A 20,071-nucleotide genomic window follows, 5' to 3' on the forward strand; every position below is an offset into this window, starting at 1 on the left:
GGGCAGGAACGCTGTTGTTCCTGCCCCATGCCACGTCACCAAGTGATCTAGTATCCCTCGGGCTCGGGTGCGGGGGTGTTCGCGATGGAAAGCATGTGGTCAATTACGTCGCTGGGCGAGTCCACGAGCTGCGGCGTAGCCGGTGGTGACTGCATCTCTTTCTCGAATTGGTTGGCAGTGCCAGCGAGCACGCCACCGAGTGCCGCAACGACAGTCAGCGAAATTGCGAGGCCACCAATCGGCAAAATGCTTAGGATCGGGCCAGCGATGATGCCGCTCTTGCGTACCTTGGTAATAAGGATGGCCGCTGCACCCAGCCAGAAGATGTATCCCAAGATATCCAGGAAGGTCATGTGTTCGCCTCTTTCTGTAGTTCGCGGTAAATGGTGCTGCGGCTTACGCCGAATGCTTTGGCTAATTCGGTTGGTCGAGCGCCGGCCTTTGCTTGCTTCCGGATCTCATTGGACTGTTCTGGGGTGAGAGCTCGTTGTCGGCCTTTGTATCTCCCGGCTTTCTTTGCCAGGGCGATGCCCTCGGCCTGGCGCTCGTGGATGATGGCGCGCTCGAACTCTGCAAAGGATCCAAGCACTCCTAACAGCAGAGTAGACCGTGGGTCCGACACGCCTGGGGCAAAAATCAGTCCCTCGCTCAAGAATTCGACTTCCGCGCCCTTGCCGGTGATCTCGTCGATCAACCCACGAAGATCCACCAGCGAGCGCGCGAGGCGGCCAATCGATGCCACCTTGAGCACGTCCCCATCACGCAGATAAGCAACGCAAGCTTCAAGTCCAGGGCGCGTGGCTCGGCTACGCGCCGAAAGCTCGTCGACGAACTCTCGGTCTACCAGCCCGATGGTCTAACGCTGGCGGGCGAGATTCTGCTGACACCCCTCAAGCCGATGTCACTCAATGAGGCGATCGGCGCAAAGGTGAATGAACTACTTTTCTTGAACCGCGTAACCAAGAAAGCTCTCGGCGAAGAACTTGGCATCACAGGTCCAGGCGTTAGTCGCAAGATCTATGGCCAAACTGCTTGGTCGGTCGAGGATCTCTATGCGGTCGCCGATTTCTTTGGAGTAGACGTAGTCGACCTTCTCCCCAAGAAGGTCGATGCGATGCAAGAAACCCCCGATTCGCTTTCGCGAACCGAGGGTTCCGGATTAGTAGCGGGGGCAGGATTCGAACCTACGACCTCTGGGTTATGAGCCCAGCGAGCTACCGAGCTGCTCCACCCCGCGTCGGGTGCCACGTTATTCACCACGTTGTTGTGCTAACCGGATGTACCGATTGGCAACAGAGAAGAACTCTACAACACCGCATCCTTCTGTGGCAAATTGGCAGTTGAAACCCGGTCGTGCATCGGTCGGAGTGGGGTAGGGTTCGCGAACACTCCACACAGAAGTAGAGGGTGTCCTACCCCGTCGTGGGGTGTTTGATGGACTGTTTAGGGTGTGTTTGGCTAGCACCCTTTACCCTAGTGACATGCACAGTAGCGATACTCTCGGCTGGCGCCAGCGCCACAAAGCTCTGACCCAGCTTGTTCACCCCGATCTTGCGCAGGCCAACCTGGATACGCCCCAAGGCTTTGCGAAGGCTGCCTGCTCCACAATGGATCGTCAGATGTAGAGGTCCTCCTGGCAGCTTTGGCCGAGAGTTTGAACGCTTATGTTAGTTCCGGGGAAGGCAAGCTCCTTCTTGCTGACGCCGCGGTGACTACCTATGCACTGTGCCGAAGCGCTGCCGGCACCGCGGGGTGAGTAGCCTGATGATTGGAAGGGGCTGCGACTTTGCCCAATGATGAGCACCGCAGAGCGTTCCTGGCTACGGTGTGGTCGCTGCTCAATGACCCCGTGATGTCTGTTGATATTCGGCAGGGGTTGGTGCGGGGGCTCAAGAGTGCTTTTGACGACGATCCCGATGCCTTGATTGATTCTGAAGTGAGGGCCTTGTAAGCATCTCGAGGCTGCTTGTTACTTATGGTGGGGATGCGTCCGTGGGGCGCCTGGCACTGGTGTGTGGTTTGCCACTGATGCCGGGCGCTGCGTGATTAGGGGATCTACCCCCATTGTTAACCCCGCCGGTTGAACAGTGTTGCCTAAACACCCCGATGATGTGGACTTTTGCCCGAACGGGCGGCGGGGGTTGCGCTGCCCCTCATTGGGGTGTGGGAAATTCTGTCCGTTCGGACTGTGTACCTAAAAAGTGATCTAAATCGTCACACTCCATCGTGTGGGAGGAAGGTCTACTTTTGAGAGTATGAGCCCGCAAACATCGGATAAACCGAACACATCACGAAAGATTGGTGTCACGGAAGTCGCCCTGCGCGACGCTCACCAGTCGCTCATGGCTACTCGCATGGCCATGGAGGACATGGTTGGGGCCTGTGAGGACCTCGACAAGGCTGGTTTCTGGAGTGTCGAGTGCTGGGGTGGCGCCACTTTTGACGCCTGCATCCGCTTCCTCAACGAGGACCCGTGGGAGCGCCTGCGTACCTTCCGCAAGCTGATGCCGAATTCCCGCCTGCAGATGCTGCTGCGTGGCCAGAACCTTTTGGGTTACCGCCACTACGAGGACATGGTGGTTGATAAGTTCGTCGAGAAGTCCGCGGAGAACGGCATGGACGTTTTCCGCGTGTTCGACGCACTGAATGACCCCCGTAACCTCGAGCACGCTATGGCTGCGGTCAAGAACGTCGGCAAGCACGCTCAAGGTACCATCTGCTACACCACCTCACCGCTTCATGACGTCGAGGGATACATCAAGCAGGCAGGACGCCTGTTGGACATGGGTGCGGATTCTATTGCCCTGAAGGACATGGCTGCCCTGCTTAAGCCGCAGCCTGCATACGACATCATCCGCGGAATCAAGGAAACCTATGGCGAGGACACGCAGATCAATGTACACTGCCACTCGACCACTGGCGTGACCTTGGTGACCTTGATGAAGGCTATTGAGGCAGGCGCGGACGTAGTTGACTCCGCGATTTCCTCGATGTCTTTGGGGCCGGGGCACAACCCGACTGAATCCTTGGTGGAAATGCTGGAGGGCACCGGCTACACCACCGATCTGGATATGGAGCGGCTGATCAACATCCGCGATCACTTCAAGCAGGTTCGCCCGAAGTACGCGGAGTTCGAGTCCGCCACCTTGGTGGACACCAACATCTTCCTCTCCCAGATCCCCGGCGGCATGTTGTCCAACATGGAATCCCAGCTGAAGGCCCAGGGTGCGGGCGACCGTATCGACGAGGTCATGCAGGAGGTGCCGCGTGTTCGCAAGGACGCCGGTTACCCGCCGCTGGTGACGCCCTCCTCCCAGATCGTTGGCACCCAGGCCGTGTTCAACGTGCTGATGGGCCGATACAAGGTGATGACCGCCGAGTTCGCCGACCTCATGCTCGGTTACTACGGCGAGTGCATCGGCGAGCGCGACCCTGAGCTGATCAAGCAAGCTGAAGAGCAGACCAAGAAGCAGCCGATCACGTGCCGCCCTGCGGACTTGCTCGACCCGGAGTGGGATCAGTTGCGCACCGAGGCCGAGGGGTTGGAAGGCTTCGACGGTAGCGACGAAGACGTGCTCACCAACGCATTGTTCCCGGGTGTCGCGCCGGGCTTCTTCAAGACCCGTAGTGAGGGCCCGAAGAACGTCGGCAAGACTGCCGAACAGTTGAAGCGTGAGCAGGACGCCGCGTCGGGTGCAGCGAATGCTGTGCGCGAGCCGATCCAGTACAAGGTCACCGTTGGTGGCCGTTCCCAGACCGTCAAGGTGGAGCCGGCCTAGTCCGGCACCGTATAACCCCCTAGGAGTTCGAAAAATGACTACAGAACCCACAATGGAGGAGCGCCTCGACGCTCTGGCCAAGGCGAAGCACGACGTTGAGCTAGGCGGTGGTGAGGCGAAGCTCGATAAGCAACGCTCAAAAGGGAAGATGACAGCCCGAGAGCGCATCGAAGCGCTTATTGATGCCGGTACTTTCCAGGAAACCGGAATGTTCGCCAAGCACCGCACCACCCACTTCGGAATGGATAAGGCTGTTGCTCCCGCCGATGGTGTGGTCACCGGTTCCGGCGCTGTGTTTGGTCGCCCCGTGCACATTGCTTCCCAGGACTTTACCGTCATGGGTGGCTCCGCGGGTGAGACCCAGTCCAACAAGGTAGCCGCCATGATGCAGGCTTCTGCCACCACGGGTACGCCGTTTGTGTTCATCAACGATTCTGGTGGAGCCCGCGTGCAGGAGGGCATTGATTCCCTCTCTGGTTACGGCAAGGTGTTCTACAACAATGTGTTGCTGTCCGGCCTGGTGCCCCAGGTGTCCATCATCGCTGGCCCCTGCGCAGGTGGCGCGGCATATTCCCCCGCGTTGACCGACTTCATCATCCAAACACGCAAGGCTCAGATGTTTATCACTGGCCCCGGCGTGATCAAGTCTGTGACCGGTGAGGACGTCACCGCAGAGCAGTTGGGTGGCGCTGATGCCCATATGGCGAAGGCTGGCAACATCCACTTCGTCGCCGATGACGATGAGCAGGCCGTGTTGATTGCTCAGAAGCTGTTGAGCTTCCTGCCGCAGAACAACACTGAAGAACCTCCGATCGTCGATCCTGAAGAAATCGTCGAGCCCGACCCAGCATTGCGTGACATTGTTCCGGTCGACGGCAAGAAGGGCTACGATGTCCGCGAAATCATCGCGCGCATCGTCGACCGCGGGGACTTCCTCGAAGTCAAGGCTGGCTTCGCACCAAATATTGTGACCGGTTTCGCCCGAGTGGTCGGCCGCACGGTCGGCGTCATCGCCAACCAGCCCAACGTGATGTCCGGTGTATTGGATATCAACTCTTCCGACAAGGGCAGCGAGTTCATCCGCTTCTGCAATGCCTTCAACATCCCACTGGTCACCCTCGTCGACGTGCCCGGTTTCATGCCGGGCGTGACCCAGGAACACGGCGGCATTATCCGACACGGCGCCAAGATGCTCTATGCGTACTCGGCTGCTTCCGTTCCGAAGATCACGGTCGTGCTGCGGAAGTCTTACGGTGGCGCATACCTAGCCATGTGCTCGAAGGACTTGGGCGCGGATAAGGTCTTCGCATGGCCGACCGCAGAGATCGCCGTCATGGGTGCCGAAGGTGCCGTCAATGTCGTTTTCCGCAAGGAGATCGAAGCAGCGGAGGATAAGGAAGCTAAGCGTGCCGAGCTAATCCAGCTGTACAAGGAGACCTTCTCGACTCCGTTCATGGCCGCCTCTCGCGGACTGGTCGACGACATCATTGACCCAGCGGATACTCGTCGCGAGATTGCGATGGCCCTGGAGCTTCTGGCGAACAAGCGCGTCTCGCGTCCTGCCAAGAAGCACGGGCTCGGCCCGGTGTAAGGAGCGATGGCCATGTCAGAGATCACCAATGCACAATTACTGGAAAAGCTTGAAGCTGTGCAAGCCAGGCTCGCGGTCGTCGAGTCCGAGCTGCAGGAGCTCAAGCAGCGTTCCCAGCAAGAGATCCCGGAGGATGTCCTCCTTGCTATTTCGGCTGCCGTGTCCGCCTACCTGGGCAACAAGGGCAAGGTTAAAGCCGTTCACTTCAGCCGCCACCGCACGTGGGCAGCACAAGGCCGTCAGGCTGTGCAGACCCTGAGTCGCAAGCTCTAAACGTTTAAGGAACAACCATGAAACTTAAGGTGACCGTCAACGGTATTGCCTACTCCGTCGACGTCGAGGTGGAGGAAGAGACCCGCCAGCTCGGTTCGATTGTCTTCGGCTCTAGCCCGACCAACACTCCTGCCGCCCCCACGACCGCCTCCATCCAGGGCGTGTCTGCAAACGCTATCGCAGCCCCCCTTGCGGGCTCCGTATCCAAGGTGCTCGTTGCAGTGGGTGACGCCATTGAGGCAGGTCAGGTCCTGCTCGTGCTGGAAGCCATGAAAATGGAAACGGAAATTACCGCGCCGAAGGCCGGCACCGTCGGTGCTATCCACGTGTCCGAGGGCGATGCGGTTCAAGGCGGACAGGGCCTCATCGAAATCGATGACTAACCCCGAAGCAACCCCCCAACTAACCCCGAAGCAACCCCCAACTAGCCCCGACGTAGCCCCGGTGCGGCACCGACAGCATCCGGGTCTGGGCAAAAACAACAGGTCGGCGCACTCTCACGAGGCTGCGCCGACCTGTTGTCATTTCGTGACATTCGTGGCCCCGCGCGCCGAGGATTGTCACACCTAATGCGCTGGCACAATGGGGTGCTATGCCGTCCTTTTCTCTACGCCCCGCCATCACCGTGTTGGGGGCTTGCCTTCTCGTGTCCCTGCCCGCCACCTCAGCCTTTGCCGATGAAGCCCCGGCCGACGCGGCGTCGCCAATTATCCCCAACAACACCGCCAACACCGCGAATGCTGCCGTAAATGCTGACGCCGCGGTAGCTGCCGGCACGGTCGTGGAAACTGCCCTGCCCAGTAACTTCTTCACGGCGACCCCGGTCGACGCATTGTTTAACGACATCAATCGGCAGGTTGGTCAGCAGGTTGCGGACGCTAATGCGCAGCTGAAGGCTGCAACGGAACAGTTCAATGCGCAGTTCGGCACCCAGGTTGTGGCCCCCAGCATTCAGGCCCCGGTGCTGCCGGTCGCCGAGCCCGCGAAGCTTAACGGGCCGGACTACACCTGGACTACTGATCCCCACGCACAGCTGATGGCGATGAAGCCCGGCGCCGTGCTTCACCGTGTCGAGGGCAGCATGTTCCACGCCCCGGATATCCCGCAAGAATCCCTTGACGCGGAAGCGCAAGGCTATTCCCTCTATGGTCCCGGAACCCCGATCTATGTGGGTGAAAAGGGTTTCTGCACACTCGCCTTTGCAGGTTATGACGCCGCGGGAAACAAGGTTGGCGTGACCGCTGCGCACTGCGGCCAGGTGGGGGAGAAAGTCCTGTCGGCTGACTCCTACAACCTGGGGCCCAGTGGGCAGATTGTCGCCCGAGTGCCGGAAAAGGACTATGCGCTGATCCGCTTCGACGACAACGCCAAGATCACGGGCACCTACAACGGCGTGCACGTCTCTGAGGTCGGCGGCGCCCCATTGGCGCCGGGCGAGGTTGTCGCCAAGCATGGTGTCGCAACCGGCACCACCTACGGGGTCAGTCTGAGCAACGCAGAAGGCTTGAACATTTCCCAGCTGTGCGCCATGAATGGTGACTCTGGTGCGCCGCTGTTGCAGGGCAGCAAGGTTGTCGGCATGGTCTCCGGTGGGCTGATCCCCGGAGCGCCCTGCACCACCCCATGGCAAGGTCCGCTGTTCTCCCCGACCTTGTCCACGCGCATCGACCGAGTGGTCGCCGACTTGGATGCCCGCCAAGGCATTGGCGCGGGATTCACCCCTGCAGCGTAGCCAGGTGCAGCGCGTTCGTTACGCGTAGTACCGCATGTGCCGCCGTCGTCCAGAATGTGGACAGCGGCGGCACAACTGCGAGCGCACCTTTAGGTGTTCAGAGTGCGCAACACGGCGTCATGAAGCGCGCCGTTAGTCGCGACAGCTGAACCACCATGGGGGCCAGGGGTGCCGGCGACGTTGGTGAAGGTTCCGCCGGCCTCCTCAACGAGGACCGCTAGGGGAGCGAGGTCCCACAGGGAGACCTCCGGCTCTAGGCCGACATCAACGGCACCCTCGGCCACCAGGCAGTACGAATAAAAGTCGCCGAACCCGCGCAAACGCCAGGTGACGTCACTGAGCTTGAGGAAGGCATCGAGCTTGCCGCAGTCGCGCCACCCATCGAGGGAGGAAAAGGACACAGAAGCGTCCTCGATGCGGGCAACCTTAGACACAGAAATCTTCTCCGCGGGCTTACCCAACGCTTGTCTGAACGCGCCATCGCCCGCAGACGCCCACCATCGGCGGCCCAACGCAGGCGCCGATACAACACCCACCACAGGCTTTCCATCATCGAGGAGTGCGATGAGGGTGGCCCAGACCGGCACACCACGAACGTAGTTCTTCGTCGCATCAATCGGGTCAATCACCCACTGGCGGCCAGAAAAAGACGCGGTGCCGCCGAACTCCTCACCGAGGACCTCATCATCTGGGCAGAGCCGCTGTAGCTCAGTGCGCAATGCCCGCTCGCAGGCCAAGTCCGCGTCTGACACAGGAGTCATGTCTGGCTTTGTGTCGACAGACAGGTCGGAGGCCTGAAACCTTGGAAACGTCACAGCATCCGCGACGTCAGCAAGCTTCAACGCGAGCGCAAGATCCGCAGCGTACGCGCCGCCGGCTGCCTCAGAACTTTTAGATGCTGTCGGCATTGTTTAAAACCTCCGCCATTTCTTTCACAACCTGGCTATTTCCAGCGATACACCATTTACCCACGCGAGCAGTCGAACCACCGGCGCCCTCCACAAGGGCACGCCCGGGCTGCCAGTCCCACTCCGCGACACTATGCTGAAGCCACGCCCCCAGAGTGCCATCGGCAACCGACCCAAGATCGATCGAAGCACTACCCAACATGCGGACGGTGCCGAAATTGCTAATCACTTGCTCCCACGTCTTTTTCACGGGTTCGCCGAAACGCGTCGGGTGCAGGTAAGTGCCCAAACACAACTGGCTCATCGGCGCCTCCTCCAGACGAGGCACGGGTTGTCCATCCCTAGTGGTCGGAATATCCGGCCCACCGAACCACGTGTATCCCATCGCGGGGCGATGCACCGCCCCGAAAATAGGATTGTCGTCCTCGACAAGAGCAAGCGCCGAGCAGAAATAATCACTGCCCGAGGTGAAATTCCACGTGCCATCGATCGGATCGATCACCCAACGGCGGCCGGAAGAAGAATCACTGGAAGCCCCCTCTTCGCCCAGCAGACCGTCTTCGGGTCGAAGCTGCGCCAGGACACCTGCAACGAAGCGCTCCGCCGCGCGGTCAGCAACCGTCACGACGTCAGTAACATTTGTTTTCTGCTCCGCCTTTAAATCCACAGAGCTACGTAAACGCCACGCCAGACGCCCAGCGTTGAAGACCAATGCTTGAGCCAAATGCTCATCGGAATCAGTCTCGTGAGAAATGACAAACGTCTTGGTTAAAGCGTCGATCATCTCCTCCATATTCGGAGGATTCGCCGCGGCAGTGCCCTTAGTCATACCCCTATTGTGCCAGGCGCGCTAGACTTTGCGATTGTGCAACCCGAAGTAAGCTCCGCCATCGCCAACCTCGATGCGACCCTCACCACCATCGAGAAGGTCCTCGATCCCGCCACCCTGGATGAGGAAGTCCGAGAGCTCGAAGCCAAAGCCTCCGACCCCAGCCTGTGGGACAATCCCGAGACCGCGCAGCAGGTGACCTCCGCACTGTCCCAAAAACAAGGCACTCTCCGCAAGCTCGCTGACCTGCGTCAACGCATCGAAGACCTGCCGGTTATGTATGAGCTGGCAGAGGAGGAAGGCGAGGGGCCAGAGCTGGCTGACGCCGAACTCGAAGAGCTACGCGCTGCTATCGATTCCCTCGAAGTCACCACCATGCTCTCTGGGGAATACGATGCTCGCGAAGCTGTTATCAATATCCGTTCCGGAGCCGGTGGCGTCGATGCCGCGGACTGGGCGGAGATGCTCATGCGCATGTACGTGCGGTGGGCAGAAAAGAAAGGGCACAAGGTCGAGGTTTACGACGTGTCCTACGCCGAAGAAGCGGGCATCAAATCCGCGACGTTTGTGGTGCACGGCGAATACATGTACGGACAGTTGTCGGTCGAACAGGGAGCCCACCGCCTCGTGCGCATCAGCCCCTTCGACAATCAAGGGCGCCGTCAGACCTCTTTTGCAGAAGTCGAAGTACTTCCTGTCGTTGAGCAGACGGACCACATCGATATTCCCGACTCCGAGATCCGCGTTGACGTTTATCGTTCTTCTGGGCCCGGCGGTCAGTCAGTCAACACCACGGACTCTGCGGTGCGCTTGACTCATATCCCCACGGGCATCGTGGTGACCTGTCAGAATGAAAAATCCCAGATCCAAAACAAAGCTTCCGCGCTACGGGTGCTTCAGGCGAAGCTGCTTGAGCGTAAGCGTCAGGAGGAGCGCGCAGAGCTGGACGCCCTTGGCGCTGGAGGCAACGCATCGTGGGGCAACCAGATGCGTTCCTACGTGTTGCACCCCTACCAGATGGTTAAAGACCTTCGGACGAACTACGAGGTAGGGGATCCCTCCAAGGTGCTCGATGGTGATATCGATGGCTTCCTGGAGGCCGGTATCCGCTGGCGAATGGCAGAGGCCGACTAGCCCCCAGCCAGTCTTTATGCTGCTCATCCTCCACCGGAGCGTCAGACGGGTCTTTACCGGAAGCCTCATTGTTGGCAGCATCGGACGCGGCGTCATCATCACTGGGGGGTGACACCTTGGAAGGACGCAGCCTCATAGTTGACGTGATCGTGATCCACGAGCTCGCGGGCCTTATGGCGGACAAACAGCTCGGTCGTGGCTGTGAGGATCAGGTCAGAATATTCGGCCACCGCGACACCATAGCAAACCATGTTCTGGCTCATACCGCCGCCGCATTCAAGTTTCGCATGGTGCGAAAGTAAACTATTGTGGTTTTTGTGATCACCTTCGACCAGGTAACTAAGCTGTACAAAACATCTACGCGCCCTGCGCTGGACAACATCAGCCTGACTATCGACAAGGGAGACTTCGTCTTCCTCATCGGCCCGTCAGGTAGTGGAAAGTCCACGTTCCTCGAGCTCATGCTGCGTGAACAAAACGTCACCAGCGGCGATATTCACCTCGGGGACTTCCACGTCAACAAGCTCCGCGGCTCCCAAATTAACAAGCTGCGCCAGCGCGTTGGATACGTCTTCCAGGACTTCCGACTGTTGCCGAAGAAGAACGTGTACGACAACGTGGCCTTCGCACTAGAAGTGATCGGCAAGGACAATCAGACCATCAAGAAGCTGGTCCCCGAAACCCTCGAAATGGTTGGCCTGGAATCAAAAGCTAACCGCATGCCCGGCGAACTCTCCGGTGGTGAGCAGCAGCGTGTGGCCATTGCGCGAGCAACGGTGAACAAGCCTCTTGTGCTGCTTGCCGATGAGCCCACGGGCAACCTAGACCCGGATACGTCCAGCGAAATCATGGTGCTGCTCAACCGAATCAACAAGGCTGGAACCACCGTGGTTATGTCGACTCACAATGCCGCTGCGGTGGACGCGATGCGACGCCGCGTGATCGAGCTCAACCTTGGAACACTCGTCCGCGATGACGCCCACGGCGTCTATGGACTCGACCGATAGACACCTAGAAGGATTAAGCCACCATGCGACTCGGATATATTCTGCGCGAGGCCCTTCACGGTCTCGGACGAAACCTGACGATGACGATCGCGCTCGTCATCACGACTGCCATTTCTCTTGCTCTGCTCGCCACCGGTTTTCTGGTCACCGGTATGACCGAGCGGACGAAGGAAATCTATTTGGATCGCGTCGAGGTGATGATCCAGCTCGATGACAAGACCTCTGCCGAGGACCCCAACTGTAAGTCCAAGGAGTGCACGGAAGTACGCAAACTTCTCGAAGACGCTGAGGGTAAGGGGGTGGAATCGGTGACGTTCCGCAACCGTGAACAGTCCTACGAGCGCTTTGTTGAGGTTTTCCAGAACACTGACCCTCAGTTGGTCGAGGCAACGTCGAAGGACGCTTTTCCCGCCGCTTTCCATGTCCGCATGAAGGATCCGTTGGACACCAGTTCTCTTGATCCTGTGCGTAAGTTGCCGCAGGTGTCTGATGTGATTGATCAGGTCGACGATTTGCGTGGCGCTACCGACAATCTTGACGCCGTCCGTAATGCGACGTTCATCCTCGCCGGTATTCAGGCGATTGCGGCGATCTTCCTGATTGCGAACATGGTCCAGATCGCGGCGTTCTCACGCAGGGAAGAAATGTCGATCATGCGTCTGGTGGGTGCTTCCCGCTGGTTCACCCAGGCACCCTTCGTGGTGGAGGCGGTCATCGCGGCGTTGGTTGGTGCGGTGTGCGCTGTGGGCGGTTTGTTCGCCGGCAAGGCCCTGCTGCTTGATAAGGCCCTCAAGGGTTTGTACGACAGTCAGTTGATTGCGCCGGTTACTACGAATGACCTGTGGGTTGTGTCGCCGATTGTCGCGATTGTTGGCGTATTCTTCGCGGCGATTACTGCGCAGATCACCCTGCGGTTCTACGTGCGCAAGTAAAGCACAGTAGAATCGTCCACCGTTATGGCAAAGAAGAAGAAACCCACCCAGAATCCGGTCGTGGCGACTAACCGTAAGGCGCGCCACGACTACAACATCCTGGACACTTATGAGTGCGGGATTGTTTTGGTGGGTACGGAAATCAAGGCGCTTCGCGAAGGCAAGGTCAGCCTGGTGGACACGTTTGCCACGATCGATGATGGGGAAGTGTGGCTGCGCAACCTCTACATCAATGAGTATTCGCATGGTTCGTGGACTAACCATAAGCCGCGTCGTGTTCGTAAGTTGTTGTTGCATCGTAAAGAGATTGACACTCTGATGGGTAAGGTCCGCGACGGGAACAAGACTTTGGTTCCGTTGAAGTTGTACTTTGTGGACGGTCGCCTGAAGGTGGAGCTGGGTTTGGCTGCTGGTAAGCAGGATTATGACAAGCGTCAGGATTTGAAGCGTAGGGCTGAGGAACGCGACATTACCCGCGAGCTTGGCCGCCGAGTCAAGGGCATCAAGGGTTAGTTTCGTCAACATTGATGACGTCGCGGGGTGTGGCGTCGCGGGCGGGTTGCTGCTAGGATCGGTGCTTGCGCTTCGGAAGACGAGCACTATCCCGTTCGGGGCGCGGCTGTATGGGGCTGATTTTTGGTTTCGACTGCGTACAGTGAGCCAGGGGAAGCGTGCCGGTGCAGGCTAGAGACCACCGTAAGCGTCGTAGCAAACCTATAAGCGCCGAGAACACTCAGCGCGACTACGCACTCGCTGCCTAATTAAGAGCTAGCGACCGCGTGTCTGTCGGACCCAGGTTTGTTCCTGGCTTGGACTTCGGCATCGATTACGGGAACTTACTTCCTCGTTGTGTTGACGGGATGGGGAAGGACATTTTTACCGACAACTGGGCCTATCATCCAGACATGTTTGCCTGATCTGGAGGGTCGAGTAGAGATACTGTGCGAACTGCGCACGGAGAAGCCCTGGCGAGGTGGCGTAGGACCCGAGTTCGATTCTCGGCAGCTCCACTTTGTGCCCCCTGACCTCTTGCAGGTCGGGGGGTATTTTTCTTCATTTTCCGCAGGTTGCGGCGTGTTTCTGTAAGGTAAAGGTGGGAAAATAGAGAAAACGTAGGAAAGCCTGGAGACCACGTAGAGACCACGTTTCGGACCACGCAAGACCACGTGGACACTGTGCAATGTGCATTCTCTTGGCTGGCTTCCTGCCCTGCATCCACCCTTGGGGAGTGTTCATGCCACGCCGTCGATCATTCGGAACTATTAGCGAGCTACCGTCTGGGCGCTATCGCGCGCTACGTCGGCCCGGATGGGGTCAAGCATTCCGGCCCGCATCCTTTCTACGACTAGGGTGAGGCCCGCGCGTGGCTGAACACCGAGGAGCGCCTTCTGGAGAAAGGGGAGTGGGCGCCACCGAAGCAGCGAGCCGCGCAGAAGGAACTCGAGGAGATGGCGGACATTACCGTCGGCCAGTGGCTACAGCAGTGGCTGGAGATCCAGTCACGCGCGTTGAAGCCTTCGACGATGCAGAACTATCGCGCGGTGCTGGACCGCAGGGTGTTCAAAGCACCTGGGGCTGCGAAGAACTTTCAACACCTCCCGCTGGCGAGTCTGACGCGTGGCCAGGTTATGCGTTGGTGGGATGCTCTGGAGGCTACCTATGGGCGCCAGCAAGAAAACCACTCGGCGTTGTGCCGCCTATCGGCCGCGCTGAAAGCTGCCGTGGAACGCGAGTTGCTGCCAATTAATCCTGCTGCAGGGCTGGGCATTAAGCGCCCGAAGTCGGAACGTAAGGAACTGCCGACCTATGAGACGATGCGAGCGATCGTTGATGAGCTGGAGCCGCGGCACCGCATTATCGGTGTTCTGACCTTCTTCCACGGTCTGCGTATCGGGGAGGTCCTGGCCTTGCGTCGCATGGACATCGATGTCACTGGCGACCAGGTTGTGGTGCATGTGCGCGGCAGTGCCTACCGCGACAACGCCGGTGGTGGGATGGTGCGCCTTGAAACTCCGAAGACGGACGCCGGCGTCCGCGACGTTCCGGTGTTCCCTGAGTTCGTTCCGATGATTAAAGAGCACTTGGAGAAGTTTGCACCGCAACCTGCCGACGCGCAGATCTGCGTGACCGCGTTGGGCAAGGTGGTGATGGACACCAGTTACCGGTGTCGGTTGGCCACAGCCAAGAAGCGTGCGGGTGCGGAGGGTAAGATTTTGCCGCATTATGGGCGGGTGTGGTTGATTACGATGCTGGCGGAGGCGGGTATGCCGATTCCTGCGATTGGTCGGATGTTGGGGCAGGTGGATTTGAAGACGATTACGGAGATCTATCTGCGGGCGACGGAGCAGCGCACGGAGGAGGTGTTGGACAGGGTTAACGCCTCCTTCCGTGCGGGCTAGGCCCCGATGCGTTCTGCTAGCCGATGGGCATGCTCAGGTATTGCCAGTGCAGGGATTACCCGTGTGCGTTCGTCAGCCCATCGCGTGGAGTAACTAGCGGCCAGCTCCTTCGCTTCATTGCGGTCTGCGTGGGGGATCGTAAAAAATACAGCAATTTCCACGTCATTGCCGATCGTGTGGTGCTCGCCGTTGTGGATGTATGTTGCACCATTCGTTCGGAGCTCTTGTATTCGCTGGGTCAAGGCGTCCGCTGTTTGCACCAGGTCTTCATCGGTACCGAAGATCTGAGTCTGGCTGATCTCTTCGACGCCGTACTCAGACTGAACAGCAAAGTCGAAGCTCCGGTCTATTCCAGCAATATTTAGGCGCGGGCGCTTCGTCAGAACTGCAGGAATCCCCTGATAAGCTCGGCTCACTTTACCGCGCAGCTGCTCTCGCGGAGACTGCTTGCGAGGCTTGGAGGACAGCCCGATGAGGTCTTCGAAGAGGATGTCCAAGCAAGCATCAACACTATCGGCATCCATCACGCTGGGAGGGGATATTCGGACGGTGCCGTTCCAATGCTTCTCGATAACAGCAAGGTATCCAGGGGTGCTTAATTCGGGTTCGGAGAATCCGAGCTGTGTCGCCAAGGGCTGGGCCTTGTTCAGTGCTTGCGATAGCTCCTGCGCGATGGAATGAACATAGGGTTGGATTCCGAGAACCTCAAGCCTGCGGTAGGCGTGTCCGTTGAGAAAACGGGAGCGGATCTGCTGGGTGCTTGGATCCTCTGCGATGATGCCGATGCCTACCGAAGTGACCGACCATGGAGACGGACGTGCGGTGACAACGCGGTACTTGATTAGCATCTTTCCTCCTTCCTAGAAATAAGCTTGTTGTAGTCTACTTAGCTCCTGCTTGGCGTAATCACGTCTTTCGATTGCGTACCGCACGAGTTGGACGACACGGGCTTCCGGTATTTTCCATTCTTCCGGCAAATGGTGCGTGATGTCCTCAATTAGGGTTGTGGCGTTCAACTGGTTGAGTGTATCAATGGCTTCGTGCCAGTATCTCTCTGAGATGCAGGTATGGAGCGATGGCAGATCTGGCCTGCCGAAGGCGGCATCATGGGGCGTTAAGCCCCAGGGGCTCTCGTGAGAATCAAACCAGAAACCGAAGTCGAAGCACCATATCGTATTGTCGTTTTCCTTCTCGTAGGAGAACTGCACATCTTGGCCGTTGCAGATCAAGATCAGCGCGATTAGGCGGGCAATGCGGCGCTGGTTCGAATTATCATCAACGAATTGGAACACGCTGCTATGCATCGGGATACCAGGAAAATCAACGACTAGCGAGCCGAACACTGGTTCTTCGAAAACACAAGTCATCTCGTTGGGGTTGCGGGAGTTCCTGAACCGCTTTCCGATCAAGGTGGGCGAAGGGCGGAGTATTGTCCACTTAGGGATCGGTGCGCCGATTGCGTCGCCGATGATGCTCGTGACGAGTTCGTTCACCACAACCTCGGGCCCTTGGCTGTTATTTAGCTGTTTGCACCAGTACTTCGAGCCGTTGTCTGCGCGAACAAGGAGGGGGCGGGAGCCTGTGGGGGCGACTTCGTATACTGTCGTGAAAAACCGGGTGCTTGAGGTTCGATCCTCGCGCCATTGGTTTAGGTCTGTGACGTTTGAGTCGCTCATGGTGCACCTCCCTGAAAAGTAAACGTTTCCCTATTTTTCTACGTTTTCTTACGTTTTCCAACACCGCAGCCCAGCCGGGGGTGGGGTAAGTCGTCCGCACTGTGGGGTAAGACGGGGCGAGCGCGCCGGGCTAGGGCATAAAAGAAGCCGTCCGCGACGCGGACGGCCACAAACCCGGGGCGAGGAGGGGCTAGCCCAAGGCCTGCTCGATGCTTTCAAACACGAGGGTTGCCTGGATACGGTCGCCGCCCAGTAGGCCCTTGCTGCCGGAGGATGCCGTGCTGATGGTGTGCAGTCGGTAGCCCTTTTCTGCCTGCGCATTGATGGTCTGCTCCAAGACTGAGAGGTTGGCGGAGCCGGTGGTGATGAGCTTCTCTTTGAGAACTACTTGGAGGACGACGTAGTGGGGTTGTTCGGCCATGGTGGTTCCTTTCTCGGGAATTGTTTTGGGGTGAGTTTATTGGTGGCGTGATGGGCTTTAGACCCGCGTGGGGGTAGGGGGCAAAGCCGCCCGCGACGCGGACGGCTTCCTAGCACATGGCTGGGGGATGTCAGTTCAGCTGCTTGCGTATAGCGTCGCGCTTAGTCAGCAGTTCATCGAGGTCGTCCGTTCCGACCAGTTGAGCCGCTAAGTTTCCAACCTTTTTATCGCCAGACTCTGCGACGTTGATCGCCAGTTCGACCTTCCGAAGCTCGTTCATTAGGGCAACGAGGTCGGCTTCACCAGGATGGCGGTTGAAGAAGTACCAGGCCATTGCCGTTGTCCTCAGGTCGCCAGGAAGGACCTCGATCTCGTTTTCAACGGTGCCATAGATCAGAGCAAGAGGGATCGTGTCGAGTGCCTGCTGCTAGCAGCAGGCACTCGACTAGCGATACAGATTTTTTCTTCCCGGTTTCAAGAGCGGTGATTTTGTCGCGGCTGATGGGGTGGCCTAGAGCTGTCGCGCGATCAGCAACCAACCGGCGTTCCTGGGATAGGGGCATGCAGGGTGCGTTGCTAGAACAGGACGCACCTCATGGCTGAGGACAAGTACAGCCTGCAGCGTGAAAACGAGGTCATGCCCCGCTGGATCCGCGCTCACGTGGAATCGATTCTCGATGAGCACGGACTAGATGGCGTGTCTTCTCTATGGCCGATAGCAGTCGACTTACACCGGGTCATTAGCGACAACCGCAAGTTCTCCCGTGAGGTCCACATCCGACAGATGGAAAAGAACATCAGCGCGGATATCGCAGCCAATTACACGATCCAGTTAGCGCGCCCACGTAAGTACCGACTGAAAGTCACCTTGGACATGCTGCTCGACGCACTAGGCGTCAAGCACATCAACGCCTGGACGCCAGAGGAGATTGAGAACCTCGACGACAAAGCAGCCAAGACCTACCTGGAGAAACTGAGCATCCACACAGTGGACATCAGCAATCCAGAGCGACGCAAAGCCGTGGTAGACAAGATCACCGCTGGGGCCATCACCCATGCAAAAGCAGCCGGTAGGCAGGTAGTGCACGACACGGCCAACCTCAACATGGTGCGAGACAGGCAGACAGGCAAGATCGTCTCACAACCCGATTTCGATTCTGCGCCGGGGTTGACCAATGAACAGACCCGACGCAGGTACAAGGTCACTGAAGAAGACTTCGACGCTTCCGCAGGACAGGGTGGGGGAGTGGTCCTTGGTTGGGCGCGGGTACTCGTTGGTGAAGACAACTGTGCGTTCTGCGCGATGTTGGCGTCTCGCGGGCCGGTGTTTAAGCGTGAGACGGTACTGCGATCAAAAGATGGTCGCCGTTATCACCGGCACTGCGACTGCAAGGCCGTGCTTGTCGTCAAGGGGAAGCCGTGGGAAGGCGAGCAGGAATACAAGCGGCTGAAGGACCTTTGGCAACGTACTAACGAAGAAGAGCCGGGCACCTATGTTGACGGTCGTAATGGTGAGGAAAAGACGGAAGACCAGATTAAGCACTTCATGTGCTTGGTTTCGGAAGACAGAACCGAATACCAACGAACTGAAGACGGAGATGCTGGTCTAGATGAGATTAAAAAATCGATTAACAAGCTCAACAAAGTTGCAAAGGAAAGCCACATGAACTGGGTGGAAGCGGAGCAATCAAAGGGCGTTAACCTAGGCGCAAGGGCGGCTTTCGTTGAACCCTGGGCTATGGCCCTACCAGAAGAACGAGCACTGGGGGGACGATCCGGCTATCCGTTACAAGCGTCGGGTTGCGGACAAACCTGATCCTAAAGACAGAAAACAGCCCAGCGCTGATCTTCTGCGCAAACTTGGGTACGTTGAAGCTGACGTCAGCAAGAAAGAGCGAGTAGACGAATATTCGCGACTTGTGCAGAAGAAGCTTGATGAGAAGATAATCAGCTCAGACAATTACGACAAATGGTTTGATAAAGAAAGCCTGGTGGTTGCATGGTTAATTGAGCGTGGCGCGAAAGAAGTCCTAGTGCTCAAGGAACACTCGTCGCTTTCGGACGAAAACAAGAAATTAGCCACAGAGCTTTATGGCGAGCATTCTCCGGATTTCCTCGTTGATGGAGTTCCAGTTGAAATTAAAAAATTGACTACAGTCGAGCCTGGACGGATTCGAAAAGCAGTCAAAGAGAAGATTAATCAGGCTTCGATCTTCACTTATGATTCGCGGGGCCTGGAGATCAGTAAGTTGGATAAACTCGGTTCGACTCTGCGCGGACTCGATAGTGACCTGGGGGAGAGCCTCCGCCGTCTAGTCATTCTGACAGACTTTGGTACAGTCGAGTTCTGATTAGTAGATGGAAGGGGAGAATTATGCGGACGTTGCCGATTAGGGATCAGCGGGATATTGATCTTGTGTGCCGTGCTTCGGTGATTCCTGGTGGGGATCTGCGTCCGGTGTTTGCGGAATGTCCTGGCCTGGAGTTTATTGACCATCCTGCTCGGCTTGACTATGAGTTTTCGTTCACGTTTGAGGGGTATCCCTTCTTTACTAGCTTGGAGGGGATGGAGTGGCCCGATGAGCCTTTGCTCTTAACTCAGCTTTACACCAGTTGGAATCCGGAAGATCCAGAGGAGATTCCTTCGAAGCTTACTGCTTTATACAAGCTGTATGACTGGCTTCGGTTTAACACCCCGTATGCATGGGGAATTCTTGCCGATCAGTACCCCGATGTGCCCTCTAGGTTCTCGCCTACAATCAATGACCCGAAGTGTTGGGCTGAGCATGAAAGCCATTCTTTCGTCTACGACGAGCCCAACAAGCCAGTTGCCGCCTAACCGGCACACACAACTAAACCCACCCGCTCACCTTGAGTCGGTGGGTTTTCTCATGCCACCACCCTGGTGGCGCCACTGCTTCATGGTGTAACACGGCCAACCTCAACATGGTGCGAGACAGGCAGACAGGCAAGATCGTCTCACAACCCGATTTCGATTCTGCGCCGGGGTTGACCAATGAACAGACCCGACGCAGGTACAAGGTCACTGAAGAAGACTTCGACGCTTCCGCAGGACAGGGTGGGGGAGTGGTCCTTGGTTGGGCGCGGGTACTCGTTGGTGAAGACAACTGTGCGTTCTGCGCGATGTTGGCGTCTCGCGGGCCGGTGTTTAAGCGTGAGACGGTACTGCGATCAAAAGATGGTCGCCGTTATCACCGGCACTGCGACTGCAAGGCCGTGCTTGTCGTCAAGGGGAAGCCGTGGGAAGGCGAGCAGGAATACAAGCGGCTGAAGGACCTTTGGCAACGTACTAACGAAGAAGAGCCGGGCACCTATGTTGACGGTCGTAATGGTGAGGAAAAGACGGAAGACCAGATTAAGCACTTCATG

The 20,071-nt window shown here is 57.8% G+C and carries 27 protein-coding genes, 1 tRNA gene and 1 other RNA gene; 18 read left to right on the forward strand and 11 right to left on the reverse strand.

Annotated elements, in window-relative coordinates; all coding sequences use genetic code 11:
* Positions 1-47 precede the first annotated feature (47 nt).
* From L1C91_RS05770 to L1C91_RS05785, 4 genes are all read right to left on the reverse strand, one after another.
* Positions 48-353, reverse strand: a complete 306-nt coding sequence (locus tag L1C91_RS05770; RefSeq protein WP_234858408.1) for a hypothetical protein — start codon at positions 351-353, stop codon at positions 48-50.
* Entirely contained in the window at positions 350-853 is a 504-nt protein-coding gene (locus L1C91_RS05775; protein WP_328219590.1) for a recombinase family protein, read from the reverse strand. The genes L1C91_RS05770 and L1C91_RS05775 overlap by 4 nt, the downstream gene beginning before the upstream one ends.
* An 84-nt stretch (positions 854-937) precedes the next feature.
* Entirely contained in the window at positions 938-1,120 is a 183-nt protein-coding gene (locus L1C91_RS05780) for a hypothetical protein (RefSeq protein ID WP_234858409.1), read from the reverse strand.
* A 43-nt stretch (positions 1,121-1,163) separates the two neighbouring features.
* Positions 1,164-1,237, reverse strand: a tRNA-Met gene (locus tag L1C91_RS05785).
* Between the two features lie 244 nt (positions 1,238-1,481).
* On the opposite strand from L1C91_RS05785, the gene L1C91_RS05790 reads away from it, so the two are divergent.
* From L1C91_RS05790 to L1C91_RS05820, 7 genes are all read left to right on the forward strand, one after another.
* Positions 1,482-1,625, forward strand: a complete 144-nt coding sequence (locus L1C91_RS05790) for a hypothetical protein (RefSeq protein WP_234654643.1) — start codon at positions 1,482-1,484, stop codon at positions 1,623-1,625.
* 161 nt (positions 1,626-1,786) lie between these two features.
* Positions 1,787-1,951 carry a hypothetical protein gene (locus L1C91_RS05795; protein WP_234858410.1) on the forward strand — a complete coding sequence of 55 codons (165 nt, stop codon included), beginning with the start codon at positions 1,787-1,789 and terminating at the stop codon, positions 1,949-1,951.
* Positions 1,952-2,255: 304 nt separating this feature from the next.
* Positions 2,256-3,779: a methylmalonyl-CoA carboxytransferase subunit 5S gene (locus L1C91_RS05800; protein ID WP_046204366.1), complete on the forward strand. Its 1,524-nt coding sequence runs from the start codon at positions 2,256-2,258 to the stop codon at positions 3,777-3,779.
* Positions 3,780-3,813: 34 nt separating this feature from the next.
* Positions 3,814-5,370 (forward strand): acyl-CoA carboxylase subunit beta, encoded by a 1,557-nt coding sequence (locus L1C91_RS05805; protein WP_234858411.1) that lies wholly within the window; start codon positions 3,814-3,816, stop codon positions 5,368-5,370.
* A 12-nt stretch (positions 5,371-5,382) separates the two neighbouring features.
* Positions 5,383-5,643: a hypothetical protein gene (locus L1C91_RS05810; RefSeq protein ID WP_041747287.1), complete on the forward strand. Its 261-nt coding sequence runs from the start codon at positions 5,383-5,385 to the stop codon at positions 5,641-5,643.
* Between the two features lie 17 nt (positions 5,644-5,660).
* Positions 5,661-6,026 carry a biotin/lipoyl-containing protein gene (locus L1C91_RS05815; protein WP_234858412.1) on the forward strand — a complete coding sequence of 122 codons (366 nt, stop codon included), beginning with the start codon at positions 5,661-5,663 and terminating at the stop codon, positions 6,024-6,026.
* Positions 6,027-6,235: 209 nt separating this feature from the next.
* Positions 6,236-7,375, forward strand: a complete 1,140-nt coding sequence (locus L1C91_RS05820) for a S1 family peptidase (protein ID WP_234858413.1) — start codon at positions 6,236-6,238, stop codon at positions 7,373-7,375.
* Between the two features lie 89 nt (positions 7,376-7,464).
* Here L1C91_RS05820 and hisN read toward each other — a convergent pair whose 3' ends face one another.
* On the reverse strand, positions 7,465-8,283 hold the full coding sequence (gene hisN / locus L1C91_RS05825; protein WP_234858414.1) for a histidinol-phosphatase: 819 nt from the start codon (positions 8,281-8,283) through the stop codon (positions 7,465-7,467).
* Positions 8,267-9,112, reverse strand: coding sequence for an inositol monophosphatase family protein (locus L1C91_RS05830; protein ID WP_234858415.1), 846 nt, complete (start codon positions 9,110-9,112; stop codon positions 8,267-8,269). The genes hisN and L1C91_RS05830 overlap by 17 nt, the downstream gene beginning before the upstream one ends.
* Positions 9,113-9,148: 36 nt before the next feature.
* Between L1C91_RS05830 and prfB the strand changes: the two genes are divergently transcribed.
* Entirely contained in the window at positions 9,149-10,246 is a 1,098-nt protein-coding gene (prfB, locus tag L1C91_RS05835) for a peptide chain release factor 2 (RefSeq protein WP_041747290.1), read from the forward strand.
* Between the two features lie 98 nt (positions 10,247-10,344).
* On the opposite strand, the gene L1C91_RS09415 is transcribed toward prfB, so the two are convergent.
* Positions 10,345-10,476, reverse strand: a complete 132-nt coding sequence (locus L1C91_RS09415; RefSeq protein WP_268836476.1) for a hypothetical protein — start codon at positions 10,474-10,476, stop codon at positions 10,345-10,347.
* 87 nt (positions 10,477-10,563) lie between these two features.
* Here L1C91_RS09415 and ftsE point away from each other — a divergent pair, with 87 nt between their 5' ends.
* The 6 genes from ftsE (at position 10,564) to L1C91_RS05865 (ending at position 14,584) form a co-directional block, all read left to right on the forward strand.
* Positions 10,564-11,253 (forward strand): cell division ATP-binding protein FtsE, encoded by a 690-nt coding sequence (gene ftsE, locus L1C91_RS05840; RefSeq protein ID WP_234858416.1) that lies wholly within the window; start codon positions 10,564-10,566, stop codon positions 11,251-11,253.
* A gap of 23 nt (positions 11,254-11,276) precedes the next feature.
* Complete coding sequence (gene ftsX / locus L1C91_RS05845; protein WP_234858417.1) at positions 11,277-12,185, forward strand: permease-like cell division protein FtsX; 909 nt, start codon at positions 11,277-11,279, stop codon at positions 12,183-12,185.
* Between the two features lie 24 nt (positions 12,186-12,209).
* Positions 12,210-12,698, forward strand: coding sequence for an SsrA-binding protein SmpB (gene smpB, locus L1C91_RS05850; RefSeq protein ID WP_234654662.1), 489 nt, complete (start codon positions 12,210-12,212; stop codon positions 12,696-12,698).
* 112 nt (positions 12,699-12,810) lie between these two features.
* Positions 12,811-13,198: a transfer-messenger RNA gene (gene ssrA, locus L1C91_RS05855) on the forward strand.
* 153 nt (positions 13,199-13,351) lie between these two features.
* Positions 13,352-13,534 (forward strand): hypothetical protein, encoded by a 183-nt coding sequence (locus tag L1C91_RS05860; protein ID WP_234858418.1) that lies wholly within the window; start codon positions 13,352-13,354, stop codon positions 13,532-13,534.
* Between the two features lie 99 nt (positions 13,535-13,633).
* Positions 13,634-14,584 (forward strand): tyrosine-type recombinase/integrase, encoded by a 951-nt coding sequence (locus tag L1C91_RS05865; protein ID WP_234858419.1) that lies wholly within the window; start codon positions 13,634-13,636, stop codon positions 14,582-14,584.
* Here the strand turns inward: L1C91_RS05865 and L1C91_RS05870 are convergent.
* From L1C91_RS05870 to L1C91_RS05885, 4 genes are all read right to left on the reverse strand, one after another.
* Complete coding sequence (locus L1C91_RS05870; protein WP_234858420.1) at positions 14,581-15,432, reverse strand: hypothetical protein; 852 nt, start codon at positions 15,430-15,432, stop codon at positions 14,581-14,583. The genes L1C91_RS05865 and L1C91_RS05870 overlap by 4 nt on opposite strands.
* Before the next feature lie 12 nt (positions 15,433-15,444).
* Positions 15,445-16,077 carry a hypothetical protein gene (locus tag L1C91_RS05875; RefSeq protein ID WP_234858421.1) on the reverse strand — a complete coding sequence of 211 codons (633 nt, stop codon included), beginning with the start codon at positions 16,075-16,077 and terminating at the stop codon, positions 15,445-15,447.
* A 373-nt stretch (positions 16,078-16,450) separates the two neighbouring features.
* Entirely contained in the window at positions 16,451-16,681 is a 231-nt protein-coding gene (locus L1C91_RS05880) for a DUF4177 domain-containing protein (protein ID WP_234858422.1), read from the reverse strand.
* Between the two features lie 130 nt (positions 16,682-16,811).
* A complete protein-coding gene (locus L1C91_RS05885) occupies positions 16,812-17,015 on the reverse strand; it encodes a hypothetical protein (RefSeq protein WP_234858423.1) in 204 nt (67 codons plus the stop codon).
* 261 nt (positions 17,016-17,276) lie between these two features.
* Between L1C91_RS05885 and L1C91_RS05890 the strand changes: the two genes are divergently transcribed.
* The 4 genes from L1C91_RS05890 to L1C91_RS05905 form a co-directional block, all read left to right on the forward strand.
* Complete coding sequence (locus L1C91_RS05890; RefSeq protein ID WP_234858424.1) at positions 17,277-18,497, forward strand: VG15 protein; 1,221 nt, start codon at positions 17,277-17,279, stop codon at positions 18,495-18,497.
* Positions 18,498-18,600: 103 nt separating this feature from the next.
* Positions 18,601-19,032 (forward strand): hypothetical protein, encoded by a 432-nt coding sequence (locus L1C91_RS05895; RefSeq protein ID WP_234858425.1) that lies wholly within the window; start codon positions 18,601-18,603, stop codon positions 19,030-19,032.
* A gap of 23 nt (positions 19,033-19,055) precedes the next feature.
* Complete coding sequence (locus tag L1C91_RS05900) at positions 19,056-19,520, forward strand: hypothetical protein (RefSeq protein ID WP_234858426.1); 465 nt, start codon at positions 19,056-19,058, stop codon at positions 19,518-19,520.
* Between the two features lie 110 nt (positions 19,521-19,630).
* A partial coding sequence (locus L1C91_RS05905; protein WP_442872265.1) for a VG15 protein occupies positions 19,631-20,071 on the forward strand: 441 nt, incomplete at its 3' end.

The organism is Corynebacterium argentoratense, from assembly GCF_021491455.1.
Lineage (GTDB): Bacteria > Actinomycetota > Actinomycetes > Mycobacteriales > Mycobacteriaceae > Corynebacterium > Corynebacterium argentoratense_A.

Coding starts and splice junctions, on each gene's coding strand:
- hisN (WP_234858414.1), bottom strand. CDS start 8,283: ATGCCGACAGCATCTAAAAGTTCTGAGGCAGCCGGCGGCGCGTACGCT.
- L1C91_RS05865 (WP_234858419.1), top strand. CDS start 13,634: ATGGCGGACATTACCGTCGGCCAGTGGCTACAGCAGTGGCTGGAGATC.
- L1C91_RS05815 (WP_234858412.1), top strand. CDS start 5,661: ATGAAACTTAAGGTGACCGTCAACGGTATTGCCTACTCCGTCGACGTC.
- L1C91_RS05885 (WP_234858423.1), bottom strand. CDS start 17,015: ATGGCCTGGTACTTCTTCAACCGCCATCCTGGTGAAGCCGACCTCGTT.
- L1C91_RS05810 (WP_041747287.1), top strand. CDS start 5,383: ATGTCAGAGATCACCAATGCACAATTACTGGAAAAGCTTGAAGCTGTG.
- L1C91_RS05830 (WP_234858415.1), bottom strand. CDS start 9,112: ATGACTAAGGGCACTGCCGCGGCGAATCCTCCGAATATGGAGGAGATG.
- smpB (WP_234654662.1), top strand. CDS start 12,210: ATGGCAAAGAAGAAGAAACCCACCCAGAATCCGGTCGTGGCGACTAAC.
- L1C91_RS05880 (WP_234858422.1), bottom strand. CDS start 16,681: ATGGCCGAACAACCCCACTACGTCGTCCTCCAAGTAGTTCTCAAAGAG.
- L1C91_RS05770 (WP_234858408.1), bottom strand. CDS start 353: ATGACCTTCCTGGATATCTTGGGATACATCTTCTGGCTGGGTGCAGCG.
- L1C91_RS05870 (WP_234858420.1), bottom strand. CDS start 15,432: ATGCTAATCAAGTACCGCGTTGTCACCGCACGTCCGTCTCCATGGTCG.
- L1C91_RS05900 (WP_234858426.1), top strand. CDS start 19,056: ATGCGGACGTTGCCGATTAGGGATCAGCGGGATATTGATCTTGTGTGC.
- ftsX (WP_234858417.1), top strand. CDS start 11,277: ATGCGACTCGGATATATTCTGCGCGAGGCCCTTCACGGTCTCGGACGA.
- L1C91_RS05800 (WP_046204366.1), top strand. CDS start 2,256: ATGAGCCCGCAAACATCGGATAAACCGAACACATCACGAAAGATTGGT.
- L1C91_RS05890 (WP_234858424.1), top strand. CDS start 17,277: ATGGCTGAGGACAAGTACAGCCTGCAGCGTGAAAACGAGGTCATGCCC.
- L1C91_RS05820 (WP_234858413.1), top strand. CDS start 6,236: ATGCCGTCCTTTTCTCTACGCCCCGCCATCACCGTGTTGGGGGCTTGC.
- L1C91_RS05790 (WP_234654643.1), top strand. CDS start 1,482: ATGCACAGTAGCGATACTCTCGGCTGGCGCCAGCGCCACAAAGCTCTG.
- L1C91_RS05805 (WP_234858411.1), top strand. CDS start 3,814: ATGACTACAGAACCCACAATGGAGGAGCGCCTCGACGCTCTGGCCAAG.